Source organism: Agarivorans sp. JK6 (genome assembly GCF_045277145.1).
GTDB lineage: Bacteria > Pseudomonadota > Gammaproteobacteria > Enterobacterales > Celerinatantimonadaceae > Agarivorans > Agarivorans albus.
The window spans coordinates 3,103,136-3,121,238 of record NZ_CP113525.1 but is presented as its reverse complement, the minus strand read 5'-3'; the positions used below and the strand labels follow the sequence as shown (position 1 = coordinate 3,121,238).

15 protein-coding genes are annotated in these 18,103 nt (G+C 43.3%); 11 read left to right on the top strand and 4 right to left on the bottom strand.

The features are described 5' to 3' along the window. Positions 1–121 precede the first annotated feature (121 nt). The gene (locus OV592_RS14425; protein WP_406609066.1) at positions 122–547 is read left to right on the top strand and encodes an N-acetyltransferase; all 426 of its coding nucleotides are present in this window, start codon (positions 122–124) and stop codon (positions 545–547) included. Between the two features lie 82 nt (positions 548–629). Here OV592_RS14425 and OV592_RS14420 read toward each other — a convergent pair whose 3' ends face one another. Continuing rightward, the gene (locus OV592_RS14420; protein WP_016402808.1) at positions 630–1,199 is read right to left on the bottom strand and encodes a YSC84-related protein; all 570 of its coding nucleotides are present in this window, start codon (positions 1,197–1,199) and stop codon (positions 630–632) included. Between the two features lie 166 nt (positions 1,200–1,365). On the opposite strand from OV592_RS14420, the gene OV592_RS14415 reads away from it, so the two are divergent. The 7 genes from OV592_RS14415 (at position 1,366) to OV592_RS14385 (ending at position 9,533) form a co-directional block, all read left to right on the top strand. Further along, positions 1,366–2,361 (top strand): AraC family transcriptional regulator ligand-binding domain-containing protein, encoded by a 996-nt coding sequence (locus OV592_RS14415; RefSeq protein ID WP_406609065.1) that lies wholly within the window; start codon positions 1,366–1,368, stop codon positions 2,359–2,361. Between the two features lie 211 nt (positions 2,362–2,572). Next, complete coding sequence (locus OV592_RS14410) at positions 2,573–3,220, top strand: tetratricopeptide repeat protein (RefSeq protein ID WP_016402810.1); 648 nt, start codon at positions 2,573–2,575, stop codon at positions 3,218–3,220. A gap of 185 nt (positions 3,221–3,405) precedes the next feature. Beyond that, on the top strand, positions 3,406–4,578 hold the full coding sequence (locus tag OV592_RS14405; RefSeq protein WP_406609064.1) for a glycerophosphodiester phosphodiesterase family protein: 1,173 nt from the start codon (positions 3,406–3,408) through the stop codon (positions 4,576–4,578). A gap of 201 nt (positions 4,579–4,779) precedes the next feature. Further along, positions 4,780–5,460 carry a tetratricopeptide repeat protein gene (locus OV592_RS14400; RefSeq protein WP_406609063.1) on the top strand — a complete coding sequence of 227 codons (681 nt, stop codon included), beginning with the start codon at positions 4,780–4,782 and terminating at the stop codon, positions 5,458–5,460. A gap of 160 nt (positions 5,461–5,620) precedes the next feature. After that, a complete protein-coding gene (locus OV592_RS14395) occupies positions 5,621–6,556 on the top strand; it encodes an alpha/beta fold hydrolase (RefSeq protein ID WP_406609062.1) in 936 nt (311 codons plus the stop codon). A 218-nt stretch (positions 6,557–6,774) separates the two neighbouring features. After that, a complete protein-coding gene (locus OV592_RS14390) occupies positions 6,775–7,734 on the top strand; it encodes a diguanylate cyclase (protein ID WP_406609061.1) in 960 nt (319 codons plus the stop codon). A 362-nt stretch (positions 7,735–8,096) separates the two neighbouring features. Next, complete coding sequence (locus tag OV592_RS14385) at positions 8,097–9,533, top strand: hypothetical protein (protein WP_016402816.1); 1,437 nt, start codon at positions 8,097–8,099, stop codon at positions 9,531–9,533. Positions 9,534–9,598: 65 nt separating this feature from the next. On the opposite strand, the gene OV592_RS14380 is transcribed toward OV592_RS14385, so the two are convergent. Then, positions 9,599–12,277 (bottom strand): polysaccharide lyase 6 family protein, encoded by a 2,679-nt coding sequence (locus OV592_RS14380; RefSeq protein WP_406609060.1) that lies wholly within the window; start codon positions 12,275–12,277, stop codon positions 9,599–9,601. Between the two features lie 459 nt (positions 12,278–12,736). Here OV592_RS14380 and OV592_RS14375 point away from each other — a divergent pair, with 459 nt between their 5' ends. The 3 genes from OV592_RS14375 (at position 12,737) to OV592_RS14365 (ending at position 15,736) form a co-directional block, all read left to right on the top strand. Further along, on the top strand, positions 12,737–14,698 hold the full coding sequence (locus OV592_RS14375) for an ATP-dependent nuclease (protein WP_406609059.1): 1,962 nt from the start codon (positions 12,737–12,739) through the stop codon (positions 14,696–14,698). Between the two features lie 422 nt (positions 14,699–15,120). Then, positions 15,121–15,375 (top strand): hypothetical protein, encoded by a 255-nt coding sequence (locus OV592_RS14370; protein WP_406609058.1) that lies wholly within the window; start codon positions 15,121–15,123, stop codon positions 15,373–15,375. A 109-nt stretch (positions 15,376–15,484) separates the two neighbouring features. Further along, a complete protein-coding gene (locus OV592_RS14365) occupies positions 15,485–15,736 on the top strand; it encodes a hypothetical protein (RefSeq protein WP_406609057.1) in 252 nt (83 codons plus the stop codon). Between the two features lie 91 nt (positions 15,737–15,827). Here the strand turns inward: OV592_RS14365 and putP are convergent, their stop codons facing one another. Together putP and OV592_RS14355 are read right to left on the bottom strand one after the other, a co-directional pair. Then, the gene (gene putP, locus OV592_RS14360) at positions 15,828–17,324 is read right to left on the bottom strand and encodes a sodium/proline symporter PutP (protein WP_406609056.1); all 1,497 of its coding nucleotides are present in this window, start codon (positions 17,322–17,324) and stop codon (positions 15,828–15,830) included. Positions 17,325–17,404: 80 nt separating this feature from the next. Further along, positions 17,405–18,103, bottom strand: a complete 699-nt coding sequence (locus OV592_RS14355) for a hypothetical protein (protein WP_406609055.1) — start codon at positions 18,101–18,103, stop codon at positions 17,405–17,407.

The following is an 18,103-nucleotide window of genomic DNA, read 5'->3' as shown; positions in this document are numbered from 1 at the left end:
AGCTCGAGTCAGATTTTTCGCAGCTAGCTTAACCTTCATCAAACTATCATTTAGCTGACATGCCCTTTCTCTGTTTGTTTGCGGTATCATTGTTTAACTTGTCACTAATATCGCATTCACAATGATCCGACCTTATCAATCAGGTGATACTGAAACAGTATTGAATATATGGCTGGCCGCTTCGATAAAAGCGCACGATTTTGTAGATGCCAGTTTTTGGCATTCGCAAGTAGATAATATGCGTAATCTCTATCTGCCTAATGCCGAGACTTATGTATATCAGCAAGACAACCAAGTACTTGGGTTTTATGCGCTTGATGAAAAACATATAGCGGCTATTTTTGTGGCACCCGATTCACAAGGGCAGGGTATTGGAAAACAACTAATAGCTCATGCCAAGCAACAGCGCAGTGTTTTAACTTTGTCGGTGTATAAGCAAAACACCGCTAGTTATCAGTTCTATTTGTCTCAGGGTTTTAGTTTAGTTAAAGAGCAAACAGACCCACATACTGGTTTGCCAGAATACACCATGAGTACCGGTATCTAGAGCTGCAGAAAGTAAAAGGCAGAAAGCAAAAAGCTTGGCCAATTGAGCCAAGCTTTTTTGTTATTTGCTTACTTAGTTAAGTCTAGCTTTGGTTCAAGTCTTTATCTTTCCAAAACTTGGTGCCTTTTACGGTCGCTTCTAACGATAAGCCAGCTTCGGTCATTTGATAGATATCTACGTCACCGATAGCACCTTCGCCTTCTGCAGAGCCGCCTTTATCGCCAGCTTTAGCAGATGCGTCTGCTTGAGCGCCAAACAACCAGCCAGACTCAACAAATTTGTCATAAGACTCGCGAGTATTAAACACCATTAAGGCTCTAAAATCTTTAACACCAGCACCAAAGCCTACACCCGCTTCACCCATGTTCATATAAGTGCGCTTGCCAGTTGCATTATCGATGGCAACACCATGGCCGCCGCCTGCAGAGATAACAAATAAGTTGATACCGGCATTGCTAAATACTGCGTAACCTACTGCGCCGTTGATTTTGCCGGCAATGTCGCTATTTTCTTTTTTAAAGTCTACCAAGGTTTCTTGAACCATTTGGTCTGATTCTGCACGTTCTTCTGCTGCGCTTTTACTAAATGCAGGCATGCTAATAGTCATGTTTAATAGTGCGATGGCGAAAATAGCTTTAAGTGATTTTGTCATTATTGATCCTAAATATGTGCTGGGTATGGCCAGCAAAAATTAACAATCTGAAATACAACTCGGCCTTTCAACTTGCTGCTATTTTAATCAAACCTTGGCAGTAAATTGACATTTTGCGAACAAGTGCAAAAATGATGATTATGGTTCATAGGGAAGTGGCGGCGAGATGCAGGAATATCAATTTCAGTTACCAGCCTTAAAGTGGGTTGTAGACATATTGGATCAGCAAGGTTTAGACAGGCACCGACTGTTAGCCGCTGCAGATATCTCGCCGAGTTTATTGCGTCAAACCAGCGGCTTAATTAGCCAGCTTAAAGTGGCAAAATTAATGACAGCTGCAGACCGCGCTAGTCAACAGCCTTTGGCCAGCGCACGTTGTGGCTTGTCGATGCCTTTGCGTAAGCAAGGAGTATTAGCCATTGCGGTTCAAAGCATGCCTAATCTAGAAGCGATGATCCAAATGTTGAAGGCATTCTTGAATGCTCAGTCGAGCGGAACTAATTTAGATTTAGTGAAGGAAGGGGACTTAGTTCGAGCCGAATTTAGTTTACGTTTTGCTGATCAACTTAATTGTGATTCGTTGCATAGGGCGATGCTGTGTAACTTGTTTAAAACCTTCCAAACATTGTTTGGAGAGTCGTGGCGAGCGACCGAAGTATGGTTAATGCATAGTTTTAGTCATACTAAAGAGCTATCCCAACTTCTTAATTGCCCGGTAAAAGACAATAAAGCGATTAATGCCATTGTGTTTGAACAGCGTTGGGCCCACGTTACTGGCGCGCAAGTTTACCCTGCAGAAGCACTGCGTAAACAAAGTAGCGAAACCTTACAGCGGCTTGAAAACTTGGATGATCTTATTTATCAGATTTTGCCGCCATTAATCTACGATGGAAACACCAGTATTGAGCATGTAGCGGAGTTATTTGGAGTGCATGTTCGAGTGTTGCAAAAGCGCTTAAAAGCCAAAGGAACTAGCTATTCAACCTTGTTAGAAGACGCCAGAAAAACCATGGCAGTGGACTTTTTAGTTGATAGCCAGCTATCAATTGCAGATATCTCTTTGCAACTGGGTTTTAAAGAACCGGCCATTTTTATCCGCAGCTTTAAAAAGTGGTTCAAGCAAACGCCACTGCAATGGCGTAAATCGGCGAAAGGCTATTAATAAATCTATTTCCTTTATTATTGTATTTCATAATTACTGATTTGGTGACTCAAATTGGTGATTATTGCTTCATTATGGTGTGATTTGGAATTTAGATTCTGTCATTACTTTGAAATATATGGTTTTTATATTTGGCATACAAAATGCGACATAGATCACAAGGGAGTGGGTTTAACTCCTAAGTTGTCGTAATAAGCCAAGGATGAAAATCATGAAAAAATTACTTATTTGGTGTGTGGCTGGGCTAAGCCTAGCTTTGAGTAATAGCTTTGTGGCTTCTGCAAAGCCAAACGCTACTAATGAAGATCAGCGTTTAAGTGCTTGGTGCACCCAGCTTAAAAAACAACAGAGCTGTTATAACTTACACCAGCAGTTAGCAGAGCAAGGCAGACCAGAGTCGGCTTATTGGATAGGTAAAGCTAGTGCAAGAGGCATGTTTGAAGCAGCCGATTTAACTAAGGCACTTGGTTATTATCAAGTGGCCAGCCAAGAAATGCACCCAGCAGCCAGCCGTGAATTGGGTTTGCTCTACTACCATGGAATAAGTGGTGAGCGAGATTTCGCAAAAGCGCAGCGCTTATTTGAACAGGCTATCGAGCAGGGTAACCCACAAGCTATTTGGGCACTGGCCCGTATGTACCATTACGGTCGTGGAGTTGAGCAAAACTATAACAAAGCCTTTGAACTGTTTAGTTTGGCTGCTGATAAAGGCTCTAAACCTGCTGCTAGTACTTTGGCTTACTACTATAAAGTAGGCTTGGCCACCGAGCCCAACCCGCGCTTAGCCAGTTATTGGCGCAACAAAGCTAATGATAAAAAATTAGTGACCTGGAATCGAAGCATTCCTGATTATCGCTAGAATCAACTAAAATCAACTAAAATCAACAAAGCCAGCATAGTTATTGCTGGCTTTGTTGCTTTTACAAGCCGTTCATCTTTGTGACATAAATCTAACATCAATTTTTCATCACTTTGTCACCCGATGAATCTTTACTGGTTAGCTCTTAAATCGATGTTATTCACCAACAATAAGGACGTTAACCAATGAAATTCTCTCAGCTAGGGCTATTTCTCTGCCCACTTGTACTATTAAGCGCCTGTAGCGACGACGACAATCCTATCCAAGCGGCCAACACTGGGGCTATATCAAAAGTGCAATTAGGGCCCCGTCCAGCTTTCTTGGTTGATCAGCTCGCCGACGGAGAGCTAAAAACAAGCTTGCAAGCGTGTGTAGATGACATGACAACTTACAGCGTAAGTGACTTCTCTATTGGTCACCGTGGCGCGCCACTGATGTTCCCAGAGCATACCAAAGAAAGCTATATGGCTGCCGCGCGTATGGGAGCCGGTGTGCTTGAGTGTGATGTAGCCTTTACTAAAGATGGCGAACTAGTTTGTCGCCACTCACATGCTGATTTACACACCACCACCAACGTACTGGCTGTGCCAGAGTTAGCTGCTAAATGTTCAGTTCCCTTCACTCCGGCAGACACTGCCAATGGCGTAGAGGCCACTGCCGAGTGTCGTACTTCAGACTTTACCTTGGCTGAATATAAAAGCCTAACCGGTAAAATGGACGCGGCTAATAAACAAGCAACCACAGTTGAAGAATACATGGACGCAACGCCAAGTTTCCGTACCGATCTTTACGCTGAGGTTGGCACATTAATGTCGCATAAAGAGAGTATTGCCTTGTTTAAGGAGCTAGGCGTAAAAATGACGCCAGAGCTTAAAACACCAGCCGCGCAAGACCTAGCAGCAGCAGGGATTACCCAGCAAGAATTTGCCCAAAAAATGATTGATGAATACATTGAGGCAGGCATTGAGCCTAGCGAGGTTTATGCTCAATCTTTCTCAATTGACGATGTTGAATACTGGATTGCCAACACCCCAGAGTTTGGGGAGCAAGCCGTTTACCTTATTTACTTGCTTGATGGTGTGCCTAGCCCAACAGAAATTGCCGCTAAAAACATCAATATTGTTGCGCCCATTTATACTGCGCTTGTTGAAGAGCAAGATGGAGCTGTAGTTGCTACCGACTATGCCAAGCAGCTAAAAGAAGCGGGTTTAGATTTAATTACTTGGACCATCGAGCGCAAGTACACCTCAATGCATGAGTTTGAAGTACTTAATGTACTTAAAAAAGATCTTGAGTTAGTTGGCGTATTTTCTGATTGGCCAGCCACAGTGACTTTCTTCGATAATTGCATAAAATAGTCACTATATTCATCGAACTGTTGCTGTTAATGCGTATTAGCAGCAACTTTGTGATCGCAATAGCACTTTTTTCTGTATTTCTCCTGCAATTGATTAATCGCAACAAAATAATTATTCACTATTTTCTTCGAGCGATTGTGTGGTAGCGTTGCTGCCGCTGCCTTCTTTGGTCATTAGGCAGTGGTCAACAAAGGAATAATAATGAAAAAATCAGTTTATTGTTTAGCAAGTTGTATTGCCGCCGCGTTTATCGTTGGCTGTAGCAGCAACAATCAAACTAGTACTAGTGAAACACCCGCTGCAGTTGTATGTAGCGGCGTGTGTGGCGAGCAAGAGTTTACTCGTGCTCAGCAACTACACCACGGTGACGGCGTAGAGCAAAACTACGATGCAGCCTTGGTAGAATATTTAAAAGCTGCCAAAGCAGGCAATGTAGCTGCTATGACGCAAGCTGCAGTGTTATACCAAGAGGGCTTAACTAGCCAAGGCAGTAAGCCTGAGCTGGCGGTTGAGTGGCTAATGGTTGCTGCTAAGCAGCAAGATGCAGAAGCGCAATTTCTGTTAGCAGAAAACTTTTGGAATGGCGTAGGCACCGAGCAAGATTTTGGCAAAGCCGAGTTTTGGTATAACCAAGCTGCATTAAACAAACACCAAGAAGCTGCTTACCTATTAGGTTTGTATTACTTCGAAGGCGAAAACATGGATGAAGATCCAGAGCAAGCCTATGTGTGGATGTCGATTGCTGCACTGCTAGGCCATGGTAATGCACCTGGCGATCGCGACTTCTTAATCGGCGAAGAGCTAGACATGACGCAGAAAAAAGCGGCTTGGAAAGAAGTAGATCGTTTAATTAAAGAAATGGGCATCGAGGTGCCTTGGTAGGCGTAATACGCTACTAAATCTTAGATGAACTTACTGTCATCACAATAATAATGAGTTGGTATTGATTGAAGGTTAAGTCGGTCAAATATTCGTCAATACTAACTCCTTTTTACAGTGCTTTATTGTATAGTTGAACTACCCCTTAAGTGGAGGAATGACGATGCTATATTTAATAGAGTTTTTGTTATTTTTACTGCTAGTGGCAGCCCTTGCCTTACCCTTTTATCGCAATCAAGAAGTGTTTGAAATTGCCGATATTGACGCCGACGACCTTCCCGGAAAACACGTACAACTTAGTCATGGCTTAGTTCACTTTCATCGAGATGGGCAACGCACTGCGCCTGTTGTTGTGCTAATTCATGGGTTCTCTGCATTTTCTTATGTTTGGGAACGTAACGTTAATAGTCTACTTAAGCAGGGCTATCAGGTGATTAGCGTTGACCTATATGGGCGAGGTTATTCGGCTAGACCAAATACTGCTTATACTCGGCAGCTGTTTGTGGAGCAAATAAAGGAGTTGCTCGATGACCAGCAAATAGATGAACCGGTGTATTTAGCAGGTTTATCTATGGGCGGGGCGATTAGCGTAAGGTTTGCTGAATTGTACCCCGATAGAGTCGCAGGGCTTATCTTACTTGCACCTTTAACCACCACACCTAAAATTGCGCCTTTGCCTATACCTATTATCGGTGAATATGTGGCCTATAGCTTTGTGATACCTAGTTTGCCTAAACGACAGTTAGACGATTTATCTAACCTAGAAAAAGCACTCGATTGGGTGGCACAGTTCGAGCCTCAAATGCGCTACAAGGGCTACCGAAAAGCAATGTTGGCAACCGTAAGAGGTTTGATGCAAGAGCCAATGCTAGATGCTTATTTTGCAGTGGCTAAAACTAATATACCTAGCTTGATTGTGTGGGGAGATGCCGACAAAGTATTGCCATATCGCCAAGCGCAGGGTGTTCAAAAAGCCTTAGGCGAGCATTGTCAGTTAGTCACTGTTGAAGGGGCAGGACACGCTTTGCAGTATGAATATAGCGAGCAAGTTAATCAGCACATTGCTACATTTTTAGCATCTATCAACAAGCTTAAATAGCCACCAAGCTGGTTTGTTTATCTCGTTATCGAAGGCGCTGTCAGAGCGCCTTTTCTTATACTTTTGTTATCGAATAAAGATACATTTGTTATTTATAAACTTGCCATTTACAGCATTGCCATAGATACTAAATTTGAACATTTGTTAACGGCAACAAAGTTTCTAGAGCGTTGATTTATCAACTTATAGTTTACTTTTTGCCCTACTAGAAGTTAGCTATGCAAGCACCAAGTACACCTATTGGCGAAGCAAGTCGCCTTAAAGCTTTAAAAGATCTCGATATTTTGGATACGATGCCAGAAGAGCGTTTTGATCGGATTACTCGAATGGCCAAACGGCTATTTGATGTGCCAATTGCTTTAGTGAGTTTGGTTGATGAAAACCGCCAATGGTTTAAATCATGTTTTGGTGTTGATGCCAGTGAAACGCCTCGTGACATCTCTTTTTGCGGTCACGCCATTTTAGGTGACGATACCTTTCAAATTGAAGATGCCCTAGCAGATCCGCGCTTTGCAGATAACCCACTGGTAACAGGCTATCCGCACATCCGCTTTTATGCCGGGCACCCACTTACTACTCCACATGGAGAGAAGCTAGGTACCTTATGCATTATCGATACTAAGCCAAAAAGCCTAACTAAAGATGACCTCATTGCACTGGATGATTTAGCGGTAATGGTGGAGCAAGAACTGGCTGCACTACAAATGGCGATTACTGATGAATTAACCAACATCTCTAATCGTCGTGGCTTTATGAAGTTGGCACATTACTCGTTTGCCATGTGCCGTAGGCAAGTTATTCCGCTTACTATTGCCTATATGGATTTAGACCAGTTTAAACCCATTAACGATAAATACGGTCATGCTGAGGGTGACAATGCTTTGCGTTTATTTGCCGAGCAAATGCGTGTTTCATTTCGAGAGTCTGACCTGTTTGCCCGCATGGGCGGAGACGAGTTTGTAGTAATGTTTACCGATACCAACGAAGCGGATGCGACCGAAATACTACAACGATTCGCCAGCGATCTTAGAGCGGCTGCCAAGCAGCATAAGCTCGCTTACCCTCTATGTTTTAGTTACGGTTTGTTGGAAGTAGACTTTACTCAATATCCTTCTATCGACAGCGCGTTAGAGCAAGCTGATCAGTTAATGTATCGTCATAAAAGTTGCCAGCGCTAGAAATATCCTCGCGGTTAACCAATCTCTTGTTTGATTGTTAAATATTCGGCTTTTATTAAATTAATATGCTTGGATATTTTGCCGTTCGCAAACGCTAAACCTCTGGTATTACCTCTTAAAAATGTAAAGTGTTATTGTTTTAAAGCTGGCTGTATGAAGCTTAAACCGCCAAGGAAAGGCTTTTCTTGGCATTGTTTTTAGATTTTTATAGTGATCCTTGTCTCAGATTTTTTAATGCATTAGACAAATAAAAATTTATGCAGACAGGTTAACAAAAGATCAAATTGGTAATCCAATTGTGTTTTATTTGTTGATGTGTGGTGTTAGCTTTGCCTTGAATTTAACTCAAGGAGATGCAGTTCATGTTAAAGCGCCACCAAGCTTCAAGGAAGGTTTCATCATCATTAGTGGCTTTGTTAAAGCCTTCGGCCATTGCGGTTCTAGCAACCGTTGCTTTGGCTAGCGGCGCAAATGCCGCTAACTATACGGCCAGCAATGCCAGCCAGCTAAGTGCTCGTTTGCAAGATGCAGCCAACAACGGCACCGGCGTAGATGTTATTACCATTCAAGGCAGCATATTTACCGACCAGCAAATTGATATTCAAACTCCGGTAACTATTCAAGGTGCAGCTGGGTTTCGCGTAAGCCGTATCATTCGTACTTCTGATGATGGTTTTCAACCTTTGTTTAATATTCAAAGTTCGAATGTGACTATTCGTAATTTGCTGCTAATTGACGAGAAGGGCCAAAATACTAATACCCAAGTGGCCAGTGAAGCAGGGAACGACCACTCAAATGCGCGCTTAATTAACATTCCTTACGAAGACGCTTACCAGCAAATTGCTAACATCACCATCGAAAACAATACCTTTGAAAACACCGCTGTTGGTGTGGCGTCTTCTGGTTTAATTCCACGTAATTTGTCGATTACCAACAATGACTTTATTAAAGTGAATCGCAGTGTCGAACTGCTACGAGATGTTGGCCGGGTATACAACGTGTGGAATGTAAGTGCCAACAACGTGGTGCTTAACGGCGGAACACTAAACATTTCAAATAACCGTATTCGTGGTAATCGAGTGCGTTTAGGGATCTCTGTAGATGCGGGTAACGACGGGGTATACGTGCCGCCAAGCTTTACCAATATTCCGTTTTTTGATGCAGCAGCCCGCGCTCAGTTTAGTGATAAACCGGTCGTGTTTGCCAATGGCTCGCAAGTTAACTCAAACACTGTAGAGGGGGCCAACGAGTTTGGCATTGCTTTGGCTACTGTGGCTAACGTAACTGTTGCGGGTAACACAGTGAGTACAACGGAAGATGATATTAACTCGTCTGACGATATCGAGAACAACTTTACAGCAGGCATCAATGTTGAACATAACAGCCGCGATATTGTGGTAGACAGCAATACTATTACCGTGGGTGCTTCAGGTAACTTTGCTACGGGTATTAATGTATTGGCCTTTCAAGATCATCACGCCCCGTTAAACCATGCTCAAGCTAGCAGCAACATTACGTTGGTTAGAAACATCTTTAAAGGAACTGGTGAGAACACCATTTTAGCCTTTGGCTTCTCTAACTTAGTGGTTGAAGACAACAATGCTTCGCAGTTTACAACGCGTAACCCTTACCAAGTAACGGCGTCTTTTTACAACGTGCCTTGTGGTTTAAGTACCAGCACTGCACGCGGTACTAACAACAATATTCGTTACAACCAAAGCTCGTTTAACGGCACCGGCAATGCGCCGCAGTACTACGACAAAAACGGTAACGTTGTATCAGGTTATACTTGCCAATAGGCTTAGCTAAAATAGAAAAGCAGCACCTAGGTGCTGCTTTTTTTGGGGGGGGGGTTATTTTGCAGTTAGTCTTCGCGACTCATTAATCGAATGTCATCAAAAAAAGCTTCGCTAGCAGCATCTGGCGCTGCTGAATAGCTAAGTTTGAACTCATCTATCCGCACTTCTAATTCGTCATCAGTAAATTGTTCATGTGCATAAATTGCTGCGTCGTCGTAGCTTGCCGTGTCAATTTGCATATAAGCAAATACCTCTACGCTGCTATGTGCAGCTGAGTTAAAGCTTAACGTTACTTGTTTAAAACAGCTTTTAACGCTGCCTTGCGGGGCGTTGCTTAAGTCTTTCACATGGGCAAAGGCTTGGGCGATTATTGCGCCAGTGCTGTCTTTTGCGCCGTAATGTAAGGTACTTAAAGAGCTATCACCTTTGTTGTCACAGTAATACAGCGAGTACTCTAACTCGGTGTTTAGTGGAATATTTGCAACGGTTTGGCTTAAACCTGGGGTGGCAGTAAAGTCGTGATTGCTGGCCGAGTTTTTGAAGCGGATCCGCGCCGAACCACTACTAGTAGAGCCGCTGTCGCTAAATGCGCTGTCGCCAGAGCTACCAACATCGCCTAAACCGGCACCACTATCTTCGTGTTGTACCCAAGCATCACTAGAACCACTATTGCTACGAAATTCACCTAAGTTTCCATCAACCAAATCGGTATCGGTGGTTACTGCGTCGGGCAGGCTTAAAGTAAGTAGCGCTTCGGTAGCATCGCCAGAGTTAAACTCGCTGCTTACCCATTTATAGTCATCGCCGGTAACTACGCCTGCTTGCTTTGCTATGTCACCCAAGGCCAGCTGATAACTGCCTTTTACAAAAGCCGATAGAGCGTATGGAGTATTAGCCTTTAACTGAATCGTTTGGCTTAAGCTGCTACTGCCACTAAGTTGGGCGCTAGCACTTCTCGAGAACGATTCACTCGCCTCGGCGATTTGAGCACCGTTGTTAGTCCAAGCGTTTAGCTCATCGTCAAAGGCAGGGTTAATGATCTCTGCTTCTAACATGGTGGCTTGAGGCTTGCTGATTTGATAACTGCTTGGCCCTACATCAGCAAAACTCAGTGCTTTTAAACTAACACTGCTTGTTAGCGGTTGATCTGCGCCGACGCTGCTTGGCTCGGTGCGGGTTTGCCCATCCATATCTAGATTAACGTCAGCAAAATCACCTTTGCTGTAGTCACTTACTGCATCTAAGTTAGGCGAGCTGTCGGCAGGGCGATATAGCTCATCTGTCCCTCTTTGTAAGTTTGCCGAGTAAAACTCGATGCCGGCGGTGCCTAATGGCACAGCATCGTCATCAGAAAAGGCCTGCCCGTGGAAGATGTTCCCTACCACGGTTGAATCAGGCAGCATGCCGCGCTCAGCTTGGGTAATCACCGGCCCAATAGCTTTATCGATAAGGTTATTGGCCAAATAAACGGTTTTAGGCTGCTGTGGTTTGCCGCCGCCGTCAATATTTAAGCTGTTTACGCTATCAACAATGGTGTTGTTAGCTACGTGCACATTCTCTACTTGTTGGTAGCCGTTATCACCATCGCCCGCGCCGTCGTATCCTAATAATACAATGCCGCCGTGGTGGCTAGTATTTTGGTAGCGTGCGCCTTCAATGTAGTTATTCACCACCGAGTGACCGTCGTCGGCAATACGAATACCGCCAGCTAGTGGGTAGTCTTCACTTAAAATAAAGTTGTGTTCAATTTTGTTGCTGTTGCCGTGACGGTTGGTTAACGAGCCATAACTATTACGAATGGTATTGTAAGCAATAACGTTATTAGAACCTTTGTTAGAGATAACCTCGGCTTCACCTTGGATCCGCTCAAATACATTTCGCACAATAAATGAATTACCAGGGTAATGGTGGGTAAAGCTTAAACCGGTGCGAATAGCTTCATAATCGTTGTCGCTGCTTCCAGCATACATCTTGTTGTTGGCGGGCGGGCGATTAGCAATGTAGTTGTTATACACCACAATGCCTTGAGCAAGTTCGGCCAGTTTAGTGGCTTCATCCCAGCTATCATCTACCCAGCGGTTGAATGAAATCATCGGGTTTTGCACGGTTTTACCGCTAATTACGCTATGGTCTAGCCATACATCTTTGCCGTATATATGTACTAAAATCCCGTAGTCGTCTTGCGCTTTGGCATCAATAATCGCAATTTCACTAATTCGGCAATTGTGGCATAAATCGTTTGTGCCAAAACGGGTAGCAATTAAGTTGCTTCCGTATTCCACGCCATCAAAAATTAGCCCTTGCAACTGGGCATAACTGCCGCCCATGTTTATCGCTACTTCACCGCCTTTTAAGATGGCCTTACCAGGATGTTCGGCAGCTACTTTAATAGGTTGTTCCAAGGTGCCATTGCCACCAAAACTAAGTTGAAAATCACCACTGTATTCGCCGTCGGCTAAACAAAGCGTGGTACCTGCGTCCATTTCTTTAGATGCGGCATCCACCAAGGCCGAAGTGGAAGAAAACACCTGAGTACAGTTTATGCTAGCAACAGTTAACACACCTTCTGGTAGGCCAAAGCTAGGCTCATTAGGGGTGGGCTCTGGGTCAACTGGCGGATCAATAATCACCGGCGGGTCCACGGGGTCTGTTGGGTCTAGTGGGGTGGCAGGGGAGTCGCTACTGCTATTACATCCAACAACTATTAAGCCAAGAACAACTGGCAGGTACTTCTTAAAGTACATGGGATCTCCTTTTCACTGTTTGTTAATGGTAAGCGGGTAAAGCAATAAGCGACATTTTACTCAATAGTTATCAATAAAAAGTGATCGTATTAATATATTTTAATAATACATATAAAGATTTGGTGATTAAGCTTGGGTTATAAAGCCTTTATATGAAAGCTTTGTTCATGCTTAGTTGCACGCTTACTCAAATTACTCTCTTTATAAGTAGTACAAAATAGGTGGGACTTGAGTTGAAAGAATAAGGCGGATGGGTAGTTGTAAGCGCTTGAGACTTAAGCTATTTAGACCTCAGTAATTCAATTCCTCCTTTCTACAATGGCTTGCATCCTTTTATGCTGACTTTTTTATCAATTTTTTGTTCTGGATTGCTGATTGGTCATATAAATGCTGTTAGGCTGGCTTTTTCGATGCGTGAAAAGAGGAACACTTCCTCTTAATAAGCTAACTAGGATGAGCATGAAATTAGAGTCAGTTAGAATTCAAAACTTTCGATCTTTTAAAGACGAAACCGTGAACTTTGATGATTATAATTGCTTTGTTGGGCCAAATGGAGCTGGCAAATCAACAGTGATGAATGCATTGAATGTATTTTTTCGCCAACATAAAGATTCTAAAACCGACCTAAGCAAGCTTTCCGCTGACGACTTTCACCATAAAAATACGAATGAACCAATCTCAATTACGGTAACTTTCAAGGACCTTTCGGAAGATGCGAAAAACGGCCTAGCTGATTATGTAAGGCAGGACAAGTTAGTTGTTACCGCTATGGCTGAGTATGATGAAGGAACAGAAAGAGCGGAAGTAAAACAATTTGGTAATAGACTTGGTATGACCGAGTTCAAAATTTGGTTTGAGGCTGTAAAATCTAAGAAACCAGCAAAGGAATTAAAAGAAATCTTTGCTAGCTTACGAGAAAAGTGGCCTGATATATCAACAGCAAATTCAAAAGCCGATATGGCTGAGGCACTTAATTCCTTTGAGGCTGCTCACTCTGAGAGTTGTAGTCTTATTCCTAGTGAAGATCAGTTTTACGGTGTTTCGAAAGGTGCTAATAGACTTGCTCCACATTTACAATGGGTATTTGTCTCCGCGTCAAAAGACTTTTCCGAAGAAGCCGAGGAAAATAAAAATTCTGCTCTTGGCCAGCTATTATCAAGAGCTATAAGATCAAAGGTAAACTTCACTGAAAAAGTCACCGACTTACGAAATGGTCTAAAACAAAACTATCAATCAATGCTAGAAGCAGAACAAGGCGTTCTTTCTGGTATATCTGATTCATTGGAAACTAAGCTAAAACTATGGGCTAATCCCAGTGCCACAGCAAAAGTTATTTGGAAAAGTGACGCTGATAAAGCTATAAAAATAGAAGAACCATTTGCTCATATACAGATTGGAGAAAAAGGATTTGAGAGTGAATTGGCACGTTTTGGTCATGGAATGCAGAGGTCATACCTATTAACTCTACTCCAAGAGTTAGCCGATATTGATGACGAAAATGCTCCTAAACTTGTTATGGCTATTGAAGAGCCTGAATTGTATCAACACCCTCCTCAAGCAAGATACCTTTCTGAAGTATTACAAGAACTAGCAAATGACAATTCTCAAATCGTAGTCTGTTCACATAGTCCGTATTTTATACCAAGTGATAGTTTTCATGCAGTGAGAATGGTAAGAGAAGTTGGTTCTCCGATTTCTTCATCTGTAACATCACTAGAATATGATGACTTAGTTAAAGAGCTTACGGATGCTGGTGAGAAAGCAGTCAAAGAAAGCGGTATGATCGCTAAGCTTTACCCAACATTGCGACCTGAAATTAGTGAGATGTTCTTTAGCAAGAAATTGATATTAGTCGAAGGAGTAGAGGATGTAGCTTATTTAAGCTCTTATATTCAATTGATGGGTAAAATGTCTGAGTTTAGGCGCTCTGGATTCCACATAATTCCTGTTGGAGGAAAGAATGAACTAATCAAGCCCCTTGCTATAGCAAAGCTTCTCAATATCGAAGTTTTTGTAGTTTGTGATGCTGATACGGACAAAACGAGAGATTCTGAAATAAACAAACATAAGAAAGACAACGCTGCTATTTTGCACCTATTAGGCCACGACAAAACTGAAAATTGGCCTAGTAATGATGTGAAAAAATCTAACATTAGAATGTGGAAAACAAATATAACAAATACCATAGGGCCAGAATTTGGTGAAGATTGGAAACAACATGAAGATCAAGCTGCTGCTTTTTATGGAAATGCCGGTGGATTGAAGAAAAATCCTTTAGCTGTTTCAAGGGCTCTAGAGAGTGCTTGGAAAGCAGGCTTAAAGTCAGGTACGTTACAAAACTTAGTTAATAATATTCTTGGTTCCAGTGAGCCGGAAGCTAACAAGTCAAATCAGCCAGACAGCGCAAGCGCTGCTGTTTGAGGCGTTACATCTGCAAAGGATATGCATGGAAACTAGTCGTAGAATCAGGCTACTTGTAGCATTTATAGCGCCTCTTGGAATGGTATTAATCGGGTTTCAACTAGCTTTCTGGTCTTCATTTTTAAGTCCTTCGGCGCTATATGACTACACAATTCTATTTTTAAGTCTTGTGCTTGGAGCGTATGTTTTTTCTTCTGCTGTGGAAAAGCGGAAGGGCTTATGGGTTTCAATATATATTCTCGTAATGTTTATGCTGCTTTTCTATGTGGGGTTTGCTGTGGCCTGTATTAATGGGGTTTGCTTATGAAAAGCTATAACAAGTTCAGGTTGGCGATGTTTTAATCACTACTTTATTCGTCACAACTATCAAATCACACCAGCTGATGGTGTCAAAAGTAAAACCTTAACTCCAAGGAAGGAAAATGAATAACAGCGAAAAAATAGCAGAACTCGAAAAGAAGGTCACTAGAGTGACTTGGATAGAATCACCTGGTCCGATTATGTTTGGCTTAGGTCTATATGGAAAATTTGGGGCAGGGGGAAATGCTTTTCACCCTCTTCTTAATGATGCGACAGTGGTAATCTCCCTGTTGGTTATTGGTGGATTAATCATGATTTGGGGTGGTTATAATATCTTCACTCTTAAAAGGCAGCTGAATCGGCTAACTAAAGCGTGAAGAGATAATTTCAAGCAAAAGTTTCGTTATGCACTGTTCCTACTTGTAGACAAATACGAACACTGGCTTGTTAGTACTTTCGGTCGTAGTTGTATAAAAAGGTTAGTACATGGAAGTGACTATAGATTTGATCATCTGTGGAGTGTTATTCCAAATGGGAGTACACGCTATCTATACGGGGAAAATTCGGTTCGAGTTTGGTCTTACTAATGGGCAATCTGGCTCTCGAACGGAATTCGTTTCTTCTAAATCTGCCTTGTTAGAAGGCACTAGTGCAAGGATAGTGGGGGCTGCGGTGGCAGTATTTGCGGTTCTGTTTTACCTGTCTAGTGAGAGAGGCGAAGTGTTATTTGTGTTGTAAGCAGGCTTTAAGTCGCTAAATAAAAAAGCCGTTTACCCTTGGGTAAACGGCTTTTTGTTTAGCTGTTTTTAGCTGCCTTGTGGTTAACGGCTTAGTCTAATTCTACCAGCTGTTTTTCGTATTTAGCGTGAATGCTATGAATTGCTGGTGTTGCGCCACCTGTGGCTTTGCTCACTGTAATAATGGCAATGCTGGCGAACAGGAAGCCGGGAACAATTTCATAAATGTCGAACAAGCCGCCACTTAATTGCTTCCACACTACTACGGTTACGCCGCCTAACACTACGCCGGCTAGTGCGCCGTTGCGGTTCATGTCTTTCCAGAACAAGCTAAGTAGTAGTGCAGGGCCAAAGGCTGCGCCAAATCCTGCCCATGCGTAAGACACCAAACCTAGTACCGAGCTTTCTGGGTTCATGGCCAGAATTAAAGCCACTATCGACAATGCGACTACGGCGATACGGCCAACCTTAACAATCTCTTGTTGGCTGGCTTGAGGGCGAAAAACTTGTTTGTAGAAGTCTTCGGCTAAGGCAGACGAGGATACTAATAATTGTGAGTCGGCAGTACTCATAATTGCAGCCAAAATAGCTGCTAATAGTATGCCGGCAATTACTGGGTGGAAAATAGCATTTACCAACAGCATGAAGATGGTTTCGCCATCTTTAATATCGCCACCTAGGTGAGAATCTACATACAAAATGCCCACTACACCAATGAGTAGTGCGCCAGCCATAGAAAGAGCTGTCCAGCTTACTGCGATGCGACGGGCGGTGCCGATGTCTTTGTTGCTTCGAGTGGCCTGAAAACGCGCCAAAATATGTGGCTGACCAAAGTAACCTAAACCCCAAGCCACTAGCGAGATAATGGCAATGGCCGATAAAGGCTCGCCTTTTACGTCGGTCCAAAGGTTTAGTAGTTCTGGGTTTTTAAGGGTGAGGGCTTGGCTTAAGTCTCCAAAAGAGCCTTCCATTGCGGCAATCGGCACGATCATTAAGGCGGCGGCCATTAATAAACCTTGCACTAAGTCGGTCCAAGATACAGCTAAAAAGCCACCAAATAAGGTGTAAGACACCACACAAATGGTGCCGACAATCACTGCTGTGGTGTAGTCTAAACCAAATACTGTTTCAAACAGTTTGCCGCCCGCCACTAAGCCAGAGCTGGTGTAGAACAAGAAAAATAGCAAGATAAAGAAGGCAGAGATTGATTGCAGTAATTTAGATTTATCTTCAAAACGGCGCGCAAAAAACTCAGGAATGGTTAAGGCGTTATCCATCACAATGGAGTAAGTGCGCAGGCGTTTGGCGCAAATAAGCCAGTTTAACCAGGTACCAACGAGTAAGCCGCCGGCTAGCCAAATGGCCTCGATACCGGCTGCGTAAGCATAGCCAGGTAAACCAAGCAGTAACCAACCACTCATATCTGATGCACCAGCCGATAATGCCGCTGGCCATGGGCCTAGTGAGCGACCACCTAAGAAGTAATCTTCCGAGTTGGCGGTGCGTTTATAGGCGTAAATGCCAATTGATAGCATAACGATTAGATAGGCTATAAATGTAGCACTGATAGCAAAGCTATTTTCAATCATTCCTTTTTCCTTTTATTGCTGAGTTCAGCATGTTGGTTTATTTGGGTTGTCGCTGCTAATGGCTAACCAGGCCTTTAGGTTTATTCGCCGCTGCCTAGCTCAAGCAAGCTGGCGTTACCACCAACGGCGGTAATGTTTATGGTTCGTGTGCGCTCGGTTATAAAGCGCAAACAAAGTGTTGGCTCACTGAGTTGGCTAAGGTTACGCATATCGGTTTCATAGACGAACTGCGCAAGTTGGCCATCTCGCTCTGCTGCCAACTGGTTGTAGTGGATGCAATTTTGCTTGGTGCCTGCTAATGCAATGCCCGCAAACAAGCTGTTTTGTGCAATCTCCGGCCCCAAGCTATAAGCCAAGGGCTGTGCCACTCTATCTGGGCAGCCTGCGCGCAGTAGGTCGCTCAGTACTTCGTCTATAGGGCTATTTGCAGCACAACAAATAACAGTATTGCCAGCCACTAACACTGCGGCCATTAAACCTACTAGCGCTTCGTTGTTGGCTGTTTCATCGGCCACCAACAAAAAACAGCCACGTCCAGCGGTATATAGCTGGTTGCTTTCGCCTGTAGGCCCTTGTAGCTCATGCTCGTTAGCAATAAGCGCTAGGGCTTGTTGGCATTGAAAACGGATCATTGCTGTACATTCGTGGTAGCTTTGGTCTCGTTGGCCAAGCAGTTGGGCCCAAGCGAGTAGTAACTCGCTACGTTGAGCCACTGTTTGCTGCTGCCAAGCATCTTGCATTGCAAGACTTTGTTTTAATACTTTGTTAGTCGTGGTCAT